Annotated in this window: 11 protein-coding genes; 2 read left to right on the forward strand and 9 right to left on the reverse strand. The window is 67.7% G+C overall.

Annotated elements, in window-relative coordinates; genetic code table 11:
* Window positions 1–8: 8 nt before the first annotated feature.
* The 5 genes from BLT64_RS14595 to BLT64_RS14615 form a co-directional block, all read right to left on the reverse strand.
* Window positions 9–1,472: an aldehyde dehydrogenase family protein gene (locus BLT64_RS14595; RefSeq protein ID WP_011751189.1), complete on the reverse strand. Its 1,464-nt coding sequence runs from the start codon at window positions 1,470–1,472 to the stop codon at window positions 9–11.
* 125 nt (window positions 1,473–1,597) lie between these two features.
* A complete protein-coding gene (locus tag BLT64_RS14600) occupies window positions 1,598–2,470 on the reverse strand; it encodes a LysR family transcriptional regulator (RefSeq protein ID WP_041530736.1) in 873 nt (290 codons plus the stop codon).
* 55 nt (window positions 2,471–2,525) lie between these two features.
* Window positions 2,526–4,484, reverse strand: coding sequence for a hydantoinase B/oxoprolinase family protein (locus BLT64_RS14605; RefSeq protein ID WP_011751191.1), 1,959 nt, complete (start codon window positions 4,482–4,484; stop codon window positions 2,526–2,528).
* Window positions 4,485–4,487: 3 nt separating this feature from the next.
* Window positions 4,488–6,527 carry a hydantoinase/oxoprolinase family protein gene (locus BLT64_RS14610; RefSeq protein WP_011751192.1) on the reverse strand — a complete coding sequence of 680 codons (2,040 nt, stop codon included), beginning with the start codon at window positions 6,525–6,527 and terminating at the stop codon, window positions 4,488–4,490.
* An 88-nt stretch (window positions 6,528–6,615) separates the two neighbouring features.
* A complete protein-coding gene (locus tag BLT64_RS14615) occupies window positions 6,616–7,080 on the reverse strand; it encodes a GNAT family N-acetyltransferase (protein ID WP_011751193.1) in 465 nt (154 codons plus the stop codon).
* Window positions 7,081–7,238: 158 nt separating this feature from the next.
* Between BLT64_RS14615 and argE the strand changes: the two genes are divergently transcribed.
* Both argE and BLT64_RS14630 read left to right on the forward strand, forming a co-directional pair.
* Window positions 7,239–8,369 carry an acetylornithine deacetylase gene (argE, locus tag BLT64_RS14620; protein ID WP_011751194.1) on the forward strand — a complete coding sequence of 377 codons (1,131 nt, stop codon included), beginning with the start codon at window positions 7,239–7,241 and terminating at the stop codon, window positions 8,367–8,369.
* 478 nt (window positions 8,370–8,847) lie between these two features.
* A complete protein-coding gene (locus BLT64_RS14630) occupies window positions 8,848–10,098 on the forward strand; it encodes an outer membrane protein (RefSeq protein WP_011751196.1) in 1,251 nt (416 codons plus the stop codon).
* A gap of 118 nt (window positions 10,099–10,216) precedes the next feature.
* On the opposite strand, the gene BLT64_RS14635 is transcribed toward BLT64_RS14630, so the two are convergent.
* The 4 genes from BLT64_RS14635 to BLT64_RS14650 all read right to left on the reverse strand — a co-directional run bounded on the left by BLT64_RS14635 (window position 10,217) and on the right by BLT64_RS14650 (window position 14,352).
* Complete coding sequence (locus BLT64_RS14635; RefSeq protein WP_011751197.1) at window positions 10,217–12,076, reverse strand: sigma-54-dependent Fis family transcriptional regulator; 1,860 nt, start codon at window positions 12,074–12,076, stop codon at window positions 10,217–10,219.
* Between the two features lie 78 nt (window positions 12,077–12,154).
* Entirely contained in the window at window positions 12,155–13,228 is a 1,074-nt protein-coding gene (locus BLT64_RS14640) for a 2,3-butanediol dehydrogenase (RefSeq protein WP_011751198.1), read from the reverse strand.
* A gap of 9 nt (window positions 13,229–13,237) precedes the next feature.
* Window positions 13,238–13,567, reverse strand: a complete 330-nt coding sequence (locus tag BLT64_RS14645; RefSeq protein WP_011751199.1) for a carboxymuconolactone decarboxylase family protein — start codon at window positions 13,565–13,567, stop codon at window positions 13,238–13,240.
* On the reverse strand, window positions 13,564–14,352 hold the full coding sequence (locus BLT64_RS14650) for an SDR family NAD(P)-dependent oxidoreductase (RefSeq protein ID WP_011751200.1): 789 nt from the start codon (window positions 14,350–14,352) through the stop codon (window positions 13,564–13,566). The genes BLT64_RS14645 and BLT64_RS14650 overlap by 4 nt, the downstream gene beginning before the upstream one ends.

The following is a 14,352-nucleotide window of genomic DNA, read 5'->3' on the forward strand; positions in this document are numbered from 1 at the left end:
CGGCTCCTTCAAAGGTCGATCAGCACGCTTTTCTGGCGGCGGTTGGCGTGATAGGCGGCGCGGCCCAGATCCTTGCCGATGCCCGAGGACTTGTAGCCCCCCGTCGGCAGGATATGGTCGCGCGAGCGGCCGTAGCGGTTGATCCAGACCGTCCCGGCCTCGATCCGGCGCATGACGCGCAGCGCGCACGACAGGTCGCGGGTGAATATCCCGGCGCAAAGGCCATAGGTCGGATGGTCGGCCATGGCGACGGCCTGCTCTTCGTCCGCAAAAGGCTCCAAGGTCAGGACCGGGCCGAAGATCTCTTCGGTCACGGCGGGGGAATCGGGGGCGACGCCCGCCAGCAGCGTCGGCGCATAGAACCAGCCCGGATGATCCAGCCGCGCCGCGCCGGCCAGCACCTCGGCCCCTTGGGCAACGGCAGCCTGCACGATGCCGTCTATGCGGGCGATCTGGCGTTCCGAGATGATCGGGGAATATTGCGTTTCGGCATCCCATGTGGTGCCGGGACGGTGGTCGGCCATGCGCGCGATCAGCCTTTCCGCCAGCGCCTCGGCGATTTCCGCCGCGACCAGCACCCGGCTGCCCGCGACGCAGGCCTGCCCGGCGTTGAAGGTGATGGAACGCGCGATGCAATCGGCGGCCAGATCCAGGTCGGCATCGGCAAAGACGATCTGCGGCGACTTGCCGCCCAGTTCCAGCGTCATCGGCTTGACGCCGTTGCGGGCGATATTGCCCATGATCGCCTGCCCCGCCCCGGTCGAGCCGGTAAAGCTGACCTTGCCGATCCCGGGATGGCCGGTGATCGCATTGCCGGTGACCGGCCCGTCGCCCAGCACCACGTTGACCAGCCCGGCGGGAATGCCTGCGCGCACGGAAAGCTCGGCCATGTAAAGCGTCGAAAAGGGCGTCATCTCGGACGGCTTCAGCACCACCGCATTGCCTGCCGCCAGCGCCGGTGCCAGCTTCCATCCCGCCATCGACAGCGGAAAATTCCAGGGCGTGATCGCGCCCACGACGCCATAGGGCTCGTCCACGGTCATCCCCAGCGAGGCGTCGCGGGTCGGCACCAGGTCGCTGCCCTCCTTGTCCGCCATCTCGGCGAAAAAGCGGATCTGCTCGGCGGTCACGGCGATGTCGCCCACCGGCAATTGCGCGACGGGGCGGGTCGAGCAGGCGGCCTCGAACCGGGCCAGCGTCTCGGCCTCGGCCTCGATCAGGTCGGCCCATTTCAGCAGGGCGCGGGTGCGGTCGCGCGGGACGCCGCAACCCCAGCCCGAGGCGGCCAGCGCGGCCCGCCCGGCCGCGACCGCGCGATCCACCATATCCGCATCCGCGACCGGACTCTCGCCGAACGCCGCCCCGTCCGAGGGGCGATGCATGGCCAGCCGGCCCCGGTCGGCGACATGTTCGCCGGCGATGAAATGCCCGCGCGGCAGGTCCAGAGTGTCGGGATCGAAGGATCGGGTCATGGCACGCCTTCCGTTTTGCCTTGGACGAAAGCTTAGCCATCGGGGCCGTGCAGATATGCCGTGATCGCAATGGGCCGGAGCGGATTGTCCCGTTTGCGCCCCCGCCCGCGCAATTCTGTATCGCCCTAGCCGGGCGCGCGCAAAAGCGCGATCAGCGCCTGCGCAAGGCGCGGGATCGGCCGGGCGCCGTCGGTGGCAAGGGCCAGCCCCATGGCAAGGCGCGGGCGGAACGGGCGCATGGCCAGCCCCGCCATGTCCGCCCAATCGACCAGCCCGTCCACCAGCGCCACCCCCAGCCCCGCGCGCACCAGCGGCACCGCGGCGACGGAAGAGGCGACCTGGATCGCCACCTGCCGCACCAGCCCCTCGGCGCGAAAGGCCTGGTCCAGCGCCGGGCCGATCTCGGCATGGCTGCCATATGAGATCAGCGGCTGGCCGGCCAGATCGCCGGGGGCCACGGCATCGAGCCCCGCAAGCGCGTGGCCCTGCGGCATCAGCACCGCCAGCGGGATGGGGGCCAGCGTCTGTGTCCGCACGGTCGGGGCGAGGATCGGCGACAGGGTGACGGCAAGGTCGATGGCGCCGGTGCGCAGCGCCTCGGCGATCTCCTGCTTGGGCAGGGTGTGCAGGTGGATGCGGACCTCGGGGTGGCTGGCACGGAACCGGGCCAGCGCGGGCGGCAGCACCGACCACGCCACCGGCAGGCTGGCCCCCAGCCGCAAGAGGCCCAGCCGCCGCTCGCCCACGCGCCGGGCCAGATCGCCCAGCACCTCCATCTCGCGCAGCACGCGGGCGGCATCCTCGTGAAGCAGGTCGGCCTCGGGCGTGGGGATCAGGCGGCCGCCGATGCGCTGGAACAGCGCATAGCCCAGCTGATCCTCAAGGTGGTGCAGCAGCTTCGAGGCGGCGGGCTGCGAGATCGACAGGCTGTTCGCCGCCGCCGTCACCGAACCGTCGCGCATGATGGCGCAGAAAATCTCGAGCTGCCGCGTGTTCATGGGGGCCAGAGGCGCACAGGCGCTGCCCCTTGGCAAGGGGCAGCGCATGGGGGTGTCACAACGGATGGCGGTCGCGCAGATCCGCAAAGATCGCCGCCATCTCTTGCCCGACAGGCGCGGTGCCGCCGGCCTTTTCCACAGCCGCAAAGACCTGCTGCTTGAGGAAGAAGCGCCAGCCGACGGGAACCGAGGCCAGGAACTCCGTCAGCAAGTCATAGCGTTCCGGGGTCCAGACCCGCTCGAATTCGACGCGGCGGGCACCGAAGGTGAAGTCGGGCGCCTTGGCGCGAGGCGCGGCGCGGCAGGCCCTGGTCGCCGCATGGTCCACCTCGCCGTCGCGGATGACGACGCCGTAATCGGCCTCGGCCCGCTCGGCGCTGATCGCCCCCTTGGCGACATCGGCCATGACCAGGTCGACCGGCCGGGTCAGCGGATCGCCCCAGCCGCCGGCACCCGGCCCGACCACGCGGATCACGTCGCCCGGGGCACATTGCACGACGTCGGTATTGCCCAGATCCTGCTCGTCCGCGCGGCCCGGATTGCGGGTAAAGGTCGAAACCCCCGCCTCGGCCGCGCCGCGCAGCCCCCATGCCGGCATGATCGAGCGGTTGCGGTTGCGCGCCGTGACCACGGTGCCTGGGCTTGATACCTCGAATTCCATCACCGCCGAAAGGCCGCCGCGCCAGCGCCCCGCCGCGCCGGTGTCGCGTTCAAGGCCGTAGCGGCGGAAGCGGATCGGCACCTCGGCCTCGGAAATCTCGATGGGGGTATTGCGCAGGAAGCCGGTCGCGCCGCCCGCCCCGTCGCTGCCGTCCCCGAAGGGGGTGGCGCCGCCGCCGCCGCCCACCGGCCCGATCGAGGCCATGACCGGACGCCCCGCCCGGTCCACGGTCTTGATGTTCATGATCGCGTTCCCGCCCGGCGCCGCCGCCGGGATCAGGTCGGGCAGCGCGCGCGCAAACGCCCCCACCGTCACGATCTGCGTCATGGCGCAGGTCAGCGAGCGCATCCCCACCGCCGCGCCGGGGGCCGAGTTCACCACGCTGCCCTCGGGCAGCACGGCACGGGCCGGGCGCAGCGTGCCCGCGTTCAGCCACAGCGAATTGTCCAGCGTGTAGAGCACATAGGTCAGCCCGACCATGACCAGCGGATGCCGCTCGCGCCCGCCGGTCGGCATGTTCAGGGACGAGCCCAGCTGCGGGTCCGAGCCGGTATAGTCCAGCTCGACCTGATCGCCGCGGATGCGCAGGGTCAGGGCGATGCGGGCGGGCAGGCCCTGGGGCGCGTCCTCGTCGGCGTAATCGGCAAAGAAGTAATCGCCGTCGGGAATGGTCGTCAGGATGCGGCGGACCTGCGCCTCGGCATGGTCCAGGATCTGCTCGACGCCATCCAGGAAGGTGTCGAAGCCAAAGCGGCGGATGATCTCGGCCATCTTGCGCTCGCCCACGTTCACGCTGGCGACCTGCGCGGCCAGATCGCCGATATTCTGCTCGGGCATCCGCACGTTGGACCGGATGAGCCGCGCGACGAAGGGGTTCTCGACGCCCCGGTCGTAAAGCTTGACCGGCGGGATGCGCAGCCCCTCCTGCGCGATCTCGGTCAGCGCGCGCGACAGCGAGGCGGGCACCGCGCCGCCCACGTCGGTATTGTGGATATGGCCCACGACGAAGCAGGCCAGTTGCCCCTCGTGGAAGACCGGCTTCCAGATATGGATGTCGGGGGTGTGGGTGGCCACATGGCCCGCCGTCGGGTCGTTGGTGATGCAGATGTCGCCTTCGTTGTATTCGTCGATGCAGGCCAGCAACGGGCCGTAGTCGATGCCGGAATACCAGGGCGCGCCGAACTGGCGGGGATTGGCAAAGGCCAGCCCCTCGCGCGTCACGATCTGGCAGGAAAAATCCTCGGTCTCCTTGACGAAGGCGGAATGGGCGGTGCGCATCAGGGTAAAGGCCATCGCATCGGCGGCAGCACCGCAGAAATTGGCGAGAACCTGAAGGTTGCGTGCGTCGATCATGGGTCAGGCCCCTTTCGCGATCAGGAGGTTGCCGAAATCATCGACCTGCACATGAAAGCCGGGCGGAACGACGGTGGTGGTGTCGTCCTGCCGCACGATGGCCGGGCCGTCGAAGGCATGGCCGGGCGCCAGCGCCTCGCGGTCGTAAAGCGCCACCGTCGCGGGCCGGCCCGCGAACCAGGCCTCGACGTGATCCGAAGGCATGGCCGGATCGGTCGCCGGCGCGGGACGCGGCATCGCAGGCTTGGGCGTCGCACCCGCGATCACCAGTCGCAGGTTCACCATCTGGACCCCCGCACCCTCGCTGGCATGGCCGAACAGCCGCGCATGCTCGGCATGAAAGGCCCCCGCGATGGCCGCGACATCGCCCGAGGCGATCCAGCCGGCCTCCAGCACCGTCTCGATCTCATAGGACTGGCCCCGATAGCGCATGTCGGCCGAGACGCCGACCACCCCCTTGCCCGGATGCCCTTGCCGCGCCAGCCAGTCGCGGGCGGTCGCCTCCAGCTCGGCCAGGGGCGCGGCCAGCGCCGCCACCCCCTTGGCGTCGAGATCCAGATACAGCGTGCGGATGAAATCGTTCTTCAGATCCGCGATCAGCCCGCCTAGGGCCGAGACGCAGCCCGGGCGCGGGGGAACGACAACCCCCTTCATGTCCAACTCGCGCGCAAGATAGCAGGCCAGCATCGCGCCCGCGCCGCCGAATGCGAAAAGATGGAACTCGCGCGGATCGATGCCGAAGCGCGAGACCAGGCCCGAGACCTCGGCATACATCGCCGAGACCGAGATATCGACGATATGGCCCGCGACCTCCTCGACCGGGGCGCCCAGCCGCCCGGCCAGCGGCCGGATCGCCGCACGGGCGGCCGCGTGATCGACGCTGACCGCGCCATAACCCAGGTCGCCGTGGCCGATCAGGTTCTGCGCCGCCATCGCATCGGTGATCGTCGGCCTGACCCCGCCGCGCCCATAGCAGGCCGGACCGGGGGTCGAGCCCGCACTTTCCGGCCCCACCCGCAACACGCCCAGATCGTCCACCGAGGCGACCGAGCCGCCGCCCTGCCCGACCGAGCTGACCGCGACAGAGGGGATATGGATCTGGAAATCCCCGATCAGCTCGCCCGTGCCATATTGCGGCTGCCCGTCGAGGATCACCGCCACATCGGCCGAGGTCCCGCCGATATCGAGGCTCAGCACCTTGGGAAAGCCGCATTCCCTGGCCAGCCAGCCCGCGCCGATCACCCCCGAGGCGGTGCCGGACAGGATCATCTGCACGGGTTCCGCCCGCGCCTGCCCGATGCCCATGACGCCGCCGTTCGACTTGGTGATATGGGCGGGCACGGGGACGCCCTTGCCGGCCAGCGCCGCCTCGAACCGATCAAGGTAATGCGCCACGCGCGGCTGCACATAGCCCGAGATCACGGCCGTTACCGTGCGCTCGAACTCGCGGATCACCGGCCATGTGCCCGATGAGGTGACGACGGGCATCTCGGGCGCCATCTCGGCCAGCATCGCGGCGACGGCGCGCTCGTTTTCCGGGTTCCGGCAGGCATGCAGGAAGGCGACGACGATGCCTGCCGCGCCCGCCGCCCGTGCCGCCGCCAGCGCGCGGGCCACGTCCGCGCGTTCGGGGGCGTGCAGGATGGCGCCGGTCGCCTCGGTGCGCTCATCGATGCCAAAGACGTTTTCGCGCGGGACCAACGGCTTGGGGCGCACGGAATAAAGGTTGTGGATCTGCGGGATCTTCAGCCGGGCGATTTCCAGCACATCCTCGAAATTGCGGGTGGTGAACAGCGCCAGCATCGGGCCGTTCCTCTGGATCACCGTGTTGATGCCGACCGTGGTGCCGTGGGTGAAATACCCGACATCGCCGGGCGCGATCCCGTCCCGCGCCTGAAGCCGGTCGAGGCCGGCAAGGATCTCGGCCCCCGGCTGGTCGGGCCGCGAGAACACCTTGAGCGTGCGAAGCTGCCCGCTGCCCTCTTCCAGCACCGCGAAATCCGTGAAGGACCCGCCGACATCCACCCCGATGCGATAGCCCATTGCCCGCTCCCTATCCGTTTCGCGGCACTCTGCCACGGGCAGGCCGGCCCGGACCAATTCCCATTGGCATGATATCCATAGCCAGTGGTTATGAACCGGGCTTCGGCACCGACATGTAGAATTCGGGATGCGGCACCGGGCGGAAGCCGGCCTTTTCATAAACCGCATGGGCGTCGCGCGTGGCCAGCATCCAGGTGGGAATGTCCGCAAGTTCGGGATGGGTGCGGATGACCCTGGCCAGCCACACGGCCAGACCACGCCCGCGATGCGCCGGCAGCACGAAGACGTCGCGCAGATAGGCAAAGACCGTGTAATCCGTCACCAGCCGCGCAAAGCCCGCCATGGCCCCGTCCGGCGCGATCACCGCCATCGGCAGCGATCCGGCCAGCGCACGCTCAAGCCGGTCCCGCGGCAGGCCGTCGGACCAATAGGCCTCCTCTGCCAGAAAGCGCCCGACCAGATCCACGTCGACCGACGCGCGGTCGGTGGTCAGCAGATAGCCGTCGGCCCGGCGCCATGCGACGGGGGCGATATCGGGTGGGGTGATGGTCATTCCGGGCCTCCTTCTTTGCGCCAGACTGGCACGGCCAAGGCGAAAGGACAGGCCCAAGCCCGCCCCGCAACGGCAGGGAATTGCGCCTGCGCGGCCTTATTCGGCAGCATCTTCGTCCGACCCGCGCCGATGCTGGCGCAACGAACAAGGGGGTCCGCATGAATGTCGAGACGATCCTGGCCGACCTGGTCGCGGTGCCCTCGCTGCCCGGGACGCCCAACCGGGTGATGACGGATTGCCTGCGCGACTACCTCGCCGGGGCGCAGGTGACCGAGATCCCCGGCCCCGAGGGCGACCGCTTCAACCTGTTCGCCACCATCGGCCCGCGCGACGTGCCCGGCTATGTCCTGTCAGGCCACAGCGATGTCGTCCCGGTCGAGGGGCAGGACTGGGCCACGGATCCCTTTCGCCTGACCCGCGACGGCAACCGGCTGATCGGGCGCGGCACCACCGACATGAAGGGCTTTCTGGCCTGCGTCCTGTCGATGGTGCCGGAATTCGCCGCAATGGACCTGCGCCGGCCGATCCATGTCGCCCTGTCCTATGACGAGGAAATCGGCTGCCGGGGCGTCGGCCACATGATCGCCCGCCTGCCCGGGCTTTGCGCCCCGCCGCTGGGCTGCATCGTGGGCGAGCCCAGCGACATGCGCCCCGTCCTGTCCCACAAGGGCAAGCAGGCCATCGCCATCACGATCGAGGGACAGGCCGGACATTCCTCGAATCCCGCATTGGGGGTGAACGCGCTTTATCCGGCGGGCGAATTGCTGGTCTGGATTCGCGACCGGGCCGCCCGGCTGGCGACCGAGGGGCCGTTCGACCCACGCTTCGACCCGCCGCATTCGACGCTGCAAGCGGGGGTGATCCGGGGCGGCAGCGCAGTCAACATCATCCCGGATCGCGCCGTGATCGACATCGAGGTCCGCTCGGTCCCCGGACAGGCACCGCAGGAGGTGACGGCCGAGGTTCTGGCCGAACTTCACGCCGTCGCGGCGCGGTCGGGGGTGCGGGCGTCCTCTGCCGAGTTTTCCAGCTATCCTGCCCTGCCACCGCCCGAAGGCGACGACCTGTCCCGCCTGCTGGCGCGGTGGACCGGGCAAGAACCGCTGGCCGCCGTCAGCTATGGCACCGAGGCCGGGCTGTTCCACGCGGCCGGCATCCCCTCGATCATCTGCGGGCCGGGAAGCATCGCCCGCGCGCATCGCGCAAACGAGTTCATCCTGGACGAAGAGCTTGAAGCCTGCCGCCGGATGTTGCTGGCCCTGTCTGCCGAAATATCCGCGCCCGCGTAAGGGCCTGCACCGGGGCGAATCTGGATCGCTGGCCGGCCGGCCGGCATCGTCGCGAGGTTGCCTTGAGTTCAGGCCACGCATGCAGCCGGATCGGCTGCAACCCGCGCCGCTTCAATGCTGCGTTGTAAGACCCCGGTTTGCCCTGCAACAGCGGGAAGGTTCAGGCCGGATCATGGCAGGTTCTTAACCTGCTGGATTTGCCTTGTTAATCCTCCTGAACGACAAAGTTCTGCAAGAATGTCCATTGCAATCAAAAGTTGCAAAGCCGGTTAAGCGACACAGCTATCACTCTCACGTTTATCAGCATGTTTTCGGGCAGACGGGCCGCCGCGCACATATACCCACCGCTCGCAAGGCGGCCGGTAATGGGCCCCTTCGCACAAGGGCAATATCAACCAAACCAGTACAAACGGACAGGTTGCAGAAAATCGCCAGTGGTTGCTTTAAGAGATAAGTTAACAAGTGCATAGGAGACGAGATGAGCAACCGTATCGCTCTGATTTTGGCCGCAACCACTTTTCTTGCATCGCCCGCTTTTTCTGGCGGCTACGTCGCTCCGGTGATCCAACCGCAAATCAGCCCGGTCGTGGAAGTCGCCCGCCCGGCATTCAGTTGGACTGGTCCTTATGTCGGCGCTTACATCGGAAATACCAAACTCGATCTGAAGTCGACTGGTGAAATCCACCATGATGCCATTACGGTCGAGCACGACGCCATTACCGAGGAAATCCCCGCCGAAGTCATCGAACATCCCGAAGTCACCGAAGACCGGGTTGTCGAGGTGATTGAACACCCCGAAGTCACCGAGGAAAAGGTCGTCAAGGAGATCGACCATCCGGCGATCGTCGAGAAAATCCCTGCGGTGACAAAAGAACATCCAGAGGTGAAGGAAAAGGTAACGGTCGGCTGGGAAGAGGTTCAGATCGGAACTGAAACGGTAAAAGTCAGGGAAGACGTATACCGCGATGAAAATGGCGAAAAACAACGGGATGAAAATCACCATACCGGCTGGCGCCATGTCCCCGTCTATGAAGAAGTTCCGGTCTATGAAAATCGTCCCATCTATGAGGAACGGGTAGTTCAGGATGCATGGGTCGAAGTGATCTCGCCTGAAAAAGAGGTCGTGATCAAGGATGCCTGGACCGAAACCGTCACCGAAACCGTCGTGGTCCAGGAGGCATGGGTCGAAGAAGTCACCGAGACCGTCGTGGTGCAGGAAGCCCGGACCGAGATCGTGAAACCCGCCAGGACTGTCGTGGTGCAGGAAGCATGGACCGAGGTTGTCCGTGAAGCGTGGACCGAACAGCTCACCGATAGTTTCAGCGAGGATGGCAATAGCTATGGCCTGTTCGCGGGCTATCGCCGCCAATGGCAGAACAACTTTGTCGGTGGTATCGAAGTCCACTACGGAAGGAACGGCTCTAACCGATTCAACCTCGCGGAACTTGGAGGGACGGTGCAATTCGGCAAGGATACCTACGGCGCCGAACTTCAGGCGGGTTATGCGATCAAGCGCGCGTTGCCGTATATTGCCGTGGGCTATGCCAACATCCTGGATCAGGATGCCATGACCGTATCGCTAGGGCTGGATTATGCCGTTACCGACCGCCTGATCGTCGGCGCCAAATATACCCATTACGATATCGGCGATATCAGTGGAATCGACAGCATTCATCGGTTCGAGGGCGACGGCAATATGGTCAGCCTGCGCGCAGCGATCAAGTTCTGACGCTTTTCCCGGCGGTCGCCATCGTGCCGCCGGGTTATTCCGCAACGCAGGGCCGTATCTGGCGGCGTTTGAAACCCATCCCGGCCTGCCGACGGCCAAAGACCCGAGGCGCCAATTCCTATTTCGACTTGCGCAAGCGCCGGTAGAATGTCGAGCGGTCGATCTTCGCGGCACGGGCTGCAGCCGAGACATTGCCCCCATGTTCGTCCAGGAGCCGCAGCAATTCGTCCTCGGGCCTGCTGCCTGCCGGCGACCGGGACAGGGCGGCTCGATCCGCCATCCCTGCCGGCAGATGCGCGGGCAGGACCGGGGCACCGTCGCACATCGCCGCGGCAAGCTCGCAAAGATTGACGATCTCGCGGACGTTGCCGGGCCAGTCATGGGCCAGCAGCAGGGCCATGGCCTGCGGGGAAAATCGCGGCTTGCCCTCGGTCGCGCCGGCGATGCGGGCGATCAGCCATTCCAGGTCGGCCCGCGCCCGGACCGGCGGGATGTCCAGCACCAGCCCGTTCAGCCGGTAATAGAGATCCTGCCGGAACCGCCCCTCGGCCACCAGCTGGGCCAGGTCATGATGCGAGGCCGAGATGACGCGGATATCCACCGGCTCGGCGCGCGTGGCACCGACCGGCAGCAACTCGCGTTCCGACAGCACGCGCAGCAGCCGCGCCTGCAAGGCCAGCGGCATGTCTCCGATCTCGTCAAGGAACAGCGTGCCGCCATGCGCCTCGCGGATCAGGCCCTTCTTGCCGCGCGCGTGGGCGCCGGTAAAGGCGTTCGGGGTATAGCCGAACAGCTCGCTTTCGATCAGAGCCTCGGGCAGCGCGGCGCAGTTGATCGCGACGAAGGCCCCCCGCCTGCGCGAGGACTCGTGCATGGCGCGGGCGATGAACTCCTTGCCGGTCCCCGTCTCGCCGCGCAGGATGACGCTGATCTGGCGGTCCACCACCTTGGCGGCGCGCTCGGCCAGGCATTCCATGGCCGGATCGCCGCCATGGATCGCGCGCAGCGGCTGGGGCAGGCTGCCTTCCGCAGCCCGGCGCGGCGGCGCGGTCGGCGGCACGGCACGGGCAAAGATCAGCCCGCCGGCCTGCATCTCCAGCGCGCCGTCGACCGGCGCCATGGCGCGCGACAGCTTGGGCAGGTCGTCCATGTCATAGGCGAAGATATCGTCGAAGCGCCGCCCGATCAGCGCCTGGGCCGGCCCGCCAGCCAAAAGCTCGCGCGCATTGTTGGTCATGCCGCTGATGCGGCCCTCGGGGTCGATGGCGACCGCGGCCATCGGGTCCACGTCAAGGAACTCGGGCGAGGGGTTCAGCCGCAAGATCCAGTCGGCGCGATGCCGGCGCACCAGATTGGCCATCTCGATGCGCCGGACGCAGGATTTCATCACCTCCAGCGTCAGCGCCTGGCTCATCTTGTCCTGCGGCGCCTGCAGATGCGACAGGTCCAGCACGCCGATCAGCCCGCCGCGCGTGTCATGGACCGGCACTGCGGTGCAGGACAGCGGCGTCAGCGCCACGTCGAAATGGTCGGTGCGATGCACGGTGATCGCCCGCCCGGTGGCGAGGCAGGCGCCGACGCCGTTGGTGCCGACATGGCGTTCATGCCATTCCGAACCGGCGATCAGTCCGGCATGGCGCAGCTCGCGGTCCAGCTCCGCATCGCCGATGGCATCGACGGTCACGCCGCGCGCATTCGCGAGCAGCAGCACATAGCCCATCGCGTTCACACGGCGATACAGGTCCTCCATGCCGTGCCGGGCCACGCCCAGCAGCTCCTCGGATTCCTGGCGATGCTGGCGCAGTTCCTTCTGGGTGACGATGCGCGGCCCGGCATGGCGGCTGGGGTCGAGCTGGTGTTCGTTGACGCAGCGCCGCCACGAGGCCAGGACATCGGCATCCCGGCGCGGCGAGGTCTCGCCCTCGGCCACGCGAATGACTTCAAGGACATGCGTCCCCGTATCCGGCATCCCCCGCATCGGCTCCTCCCAAAGCCCGGCGCGACCATAGCACGGGTTGGCCGCGCCGGGGCAGAAATCTTGTCGCAGGCGCGGTTGTCAGCGCGAGAGGTCGATCAGGATCTTCAGCTGGCTGCCGGCAGGGTCCAGGAGTGCCTCGAACCCCTCGGCCACGGCGTCGGCCAGCGCGATGCGCCTGGTCACCACCCGCTTGGCCGGGATGGCGCCCGAGGCGATCAGCTCGATGGTGCGCGGCCAGCTATGGGTCGGATAGCACCACGAGCCGCGGATCTCGGCATCCTTGAACGTCAGCTGGAAGAAATCCACGCTGCCCTTGCCGGGATGCAGCCCGGTCTGCACGATCACCCCCTGCTTGCGCACCGCGTCGAGGCAGGATTGCAGCGCACGTTCGTTGCCGACGCATTCCAGCGCCACGTCGCAGCCGATGCCGTCCTGCGTGCCGGCGCGCACCCTCTCGCCCACATCCTCGCGCGCAGGATTGACGGTGACGACGCCCGGCACGACCTCGGCCGCAAGCGCCAGCCGCGTGTCGTTCACGTCCGACACGAACAACCGCGTCGCGCCGAAGGCCCGCGCGGTCAGAAGCGCAAGGATGCCGATGGGACCGGCGCCCGTCACCAGCACCGAATCCCCGGCGGTGATCCGGCCCCGGTCGCAGGCATAGACGCAGACGGCGGTCGGCTCGACCAGCGCGGCCTCTTCGTCGCTCATGCCGTCAGGGATCTTCTCGACATTGTAGTCGTTCAGCAGCGCCATCTCGGCCATGCCGCCCGAGGCCCAGGAAAGCCCGACCAGCGCCAGGCTGCCCGAGAGGTTGTGCCAGCCGCGGTCGGCAAAATATTCGCCGCCGCGCGGCATGATCAGCGGCTGCACCGCCACCCGGTCGCCGGGCGCCACCTTGGTCACGCCCTCGCCCACCGCCACGACCTCGCCGCCGAACTCGTGGCCCAGCACCTGCGGGCCATGGGCGCCGGAATAGGGATGCGGCTGGGTCGGGATGAAGATCGGACCCGAGGCATATTCATGCAGGTCGGTGCCGCAGATGCCGACATGGCTGTTTCGGATCAGCACCTGGCCGGGTCCGGGGCGGGGCGGCTCGGGAATGTCCTCGATCCGCAGATCCCTGGCGGCATGGAAACGCAATGCTTTCATGGCGACACCTCACAGCTCGTCGAAGGCGGCCAGCGCCTTTGCCGCATAGACCGTGCCCGGCCCGCCCGACATCTCGATGGCGACGGCCAGCACCTCCAGCAATTCCTCGCGGCTGGCGCCGTGGGCCTTGGCCTCGCTGGCGTGAAAGACGATGCAATCCTCGCAGCCGCGCCCGATGGCGACGGCGATGGCGATCATCTCCTTCATCGCCGGGCCGACCTTGCCCTCGCGGTTGGCGGCGACCATCAGCCCGCGAAAGGCGGACATGGTCTTGCCGTCGGCCTTGTAGAGCGCGGCGGCGCGCGCGTTCATCTCGGCCAGCTTCTGTTTCGCGTTCATACCAGCACCATCCCTCCATCGACGACCAGGCTTTGCCCGGTCATGTAATCGGACCCGGCCGAGGCGAGAAAGATCGAAACCCCCGCCAGATCGTCTGGGCGCGAAGGCCTGCCCAGCAGGATGTCGGCGGAAAAGCCCTCGAATGCCTCGTTGTCGCGTTGGGTCAGCCCCTCGTCCTTGAAGCCCTTGTCGATCAGCTTCCACATGTCGGTCGCGACCACGCCGGGGCAGATGGCGTTGACGCAGATGCCGTGCTTGCCGAAGGCGCGGGCGGCGGCCTGGGTCAGCGCCACCACGGCGAACTTGCTGGCCGAGTAATGCGCCAGGGGCTCATAGCCCTGCTTGCCGGCGATCGAGGCGGTGTTGACGATCTTGCCGCCGCCGCCCTGGGCGATGAACTGCTTCGCCGCCTCCTGGATGCCGATCAGCACGCCCATGGCATTCACGTCCATGACGCGGTGCCAGTCCTCTTCGGTGATGTCGTTGAACTGCTTGACCTGCGCGATGCCGGCATTGTTGAACATGGCGTCGAGCCGGCCGTATTCGGCGACGGTGCGGGCGATCAGGTCGCGCGCGCTGGCCCGGTCGGTCACGTCGACGGCAAGGCCGATGGCCTGCGCGCCCGCCTCGCGGATCTCGGCGGCGGTGGCCTCTGCGGTAGCGGCGGCAATGTCGGCGATCACCACCCGCGCACCGGCCCTGGCCAGCCCCTCGGCGATGGAGCGCCCGATGCCCCGGCCCGAGCCGGTGACGATGATGCTGCGGCCTTCGACGGAATTGCTCAT

Origin of the sequence: Paracoccus denitrificans, assembly GCF_900100045.1 — a bacterium.
In the GTDB taxonomy this organism is placed as follows: Bacteria; Pseudomonadota; Alphaproteobacteria; order Rhodobacterales; family Rhodobacteraceae; genus Paracoccus; species Paracoccus denitrificans.

What these genes read in the sequence shown, in the direction of transcription:
- BLT64_RS14640 (WP_011751198.1), bottom strand. Translation starts at nt 13,228, where the DNA reads ATGAAAGCATTGCGTTTCCATGCCGCCAGGGATCTGCGGATCGAGGAC.
- BLT64_RS14630 (WP_011751196.1), top strand. Translation starts at nt 8,848, where the DNA reads ATGAGCAACCGTATCGCTCTGATTTTGGCCGCAACCACTTTTCTTGCA.
- BLT64_RS14600 (WP_041530736.1), bottom strand. Translation starts at nt 2,470, where the DNA reads ATGAACACGCGGCAGCTCGAGATTTTCTGCGCCATCATGCGCGACGGT.
- BLT64_RS14650 (WP_011751200.1), bottom strand. Translation starts at nt 14,352, where the DNA reads ATGAGCAATTCCGTCGAAGGCCGCAGCATCATCGTCACCGGCTCGGGC.
- BLT64_RS14615 (WP_011751193.1), bottom strand. Translation starts at nt 7,080, where the DNA reads ATGACCATCACCCCACCCGATATCGCCCCCGTCGCATGGCGCCGGGCC.
- BLT64_RS14595 (WP_011751189.1), bottom strand. Translation starts at nt 1,472, where the DNA reads ATGACCCGATCCTTCGATCCCGACACTCTGGACCTGCCGCGCGGGCAT.
- BLT64_RS14605 (WP_011751191.1), bottom strand. Translation starts at nt 4,484, where the DNA reads ATGATCGACGCACGCAACCTTCAGGTTCTCGCCAATTTCTGCGGTGCT.
- BLT64_RS14610 (WP_011751192.1), bottom strand. Translation starts at nt 6,527, where the DNA reads ATGGGCTATCGCATCGGGGTGGATGTCGGCGGGTCCTTCACGGATTTC.
- BLT64_RS14635 (WP_011751197.1), bottom strand. Translation starts at nt 12,076, where the DNA reads ATGCGGGGGATGCCGGATACGGGGACGCATGTCCTTGAAGTCATTCGC.
- BLT64_RS14645 (WP_011751199.1), bottom strand. Translation starts at nt 13,567, where the DNA reads ATGAACGCGAAACAGAAGCTGGCCGAGATGAACGCGCGCGCCGCCGCG.
- argE (WP_011751194.1), top strand. Translation starts at nt 7,239, where the DNA reads ATGAATGTCGAGACGATCCTGGCCGACCTGGTCGCGGTGCCCTCGCTG.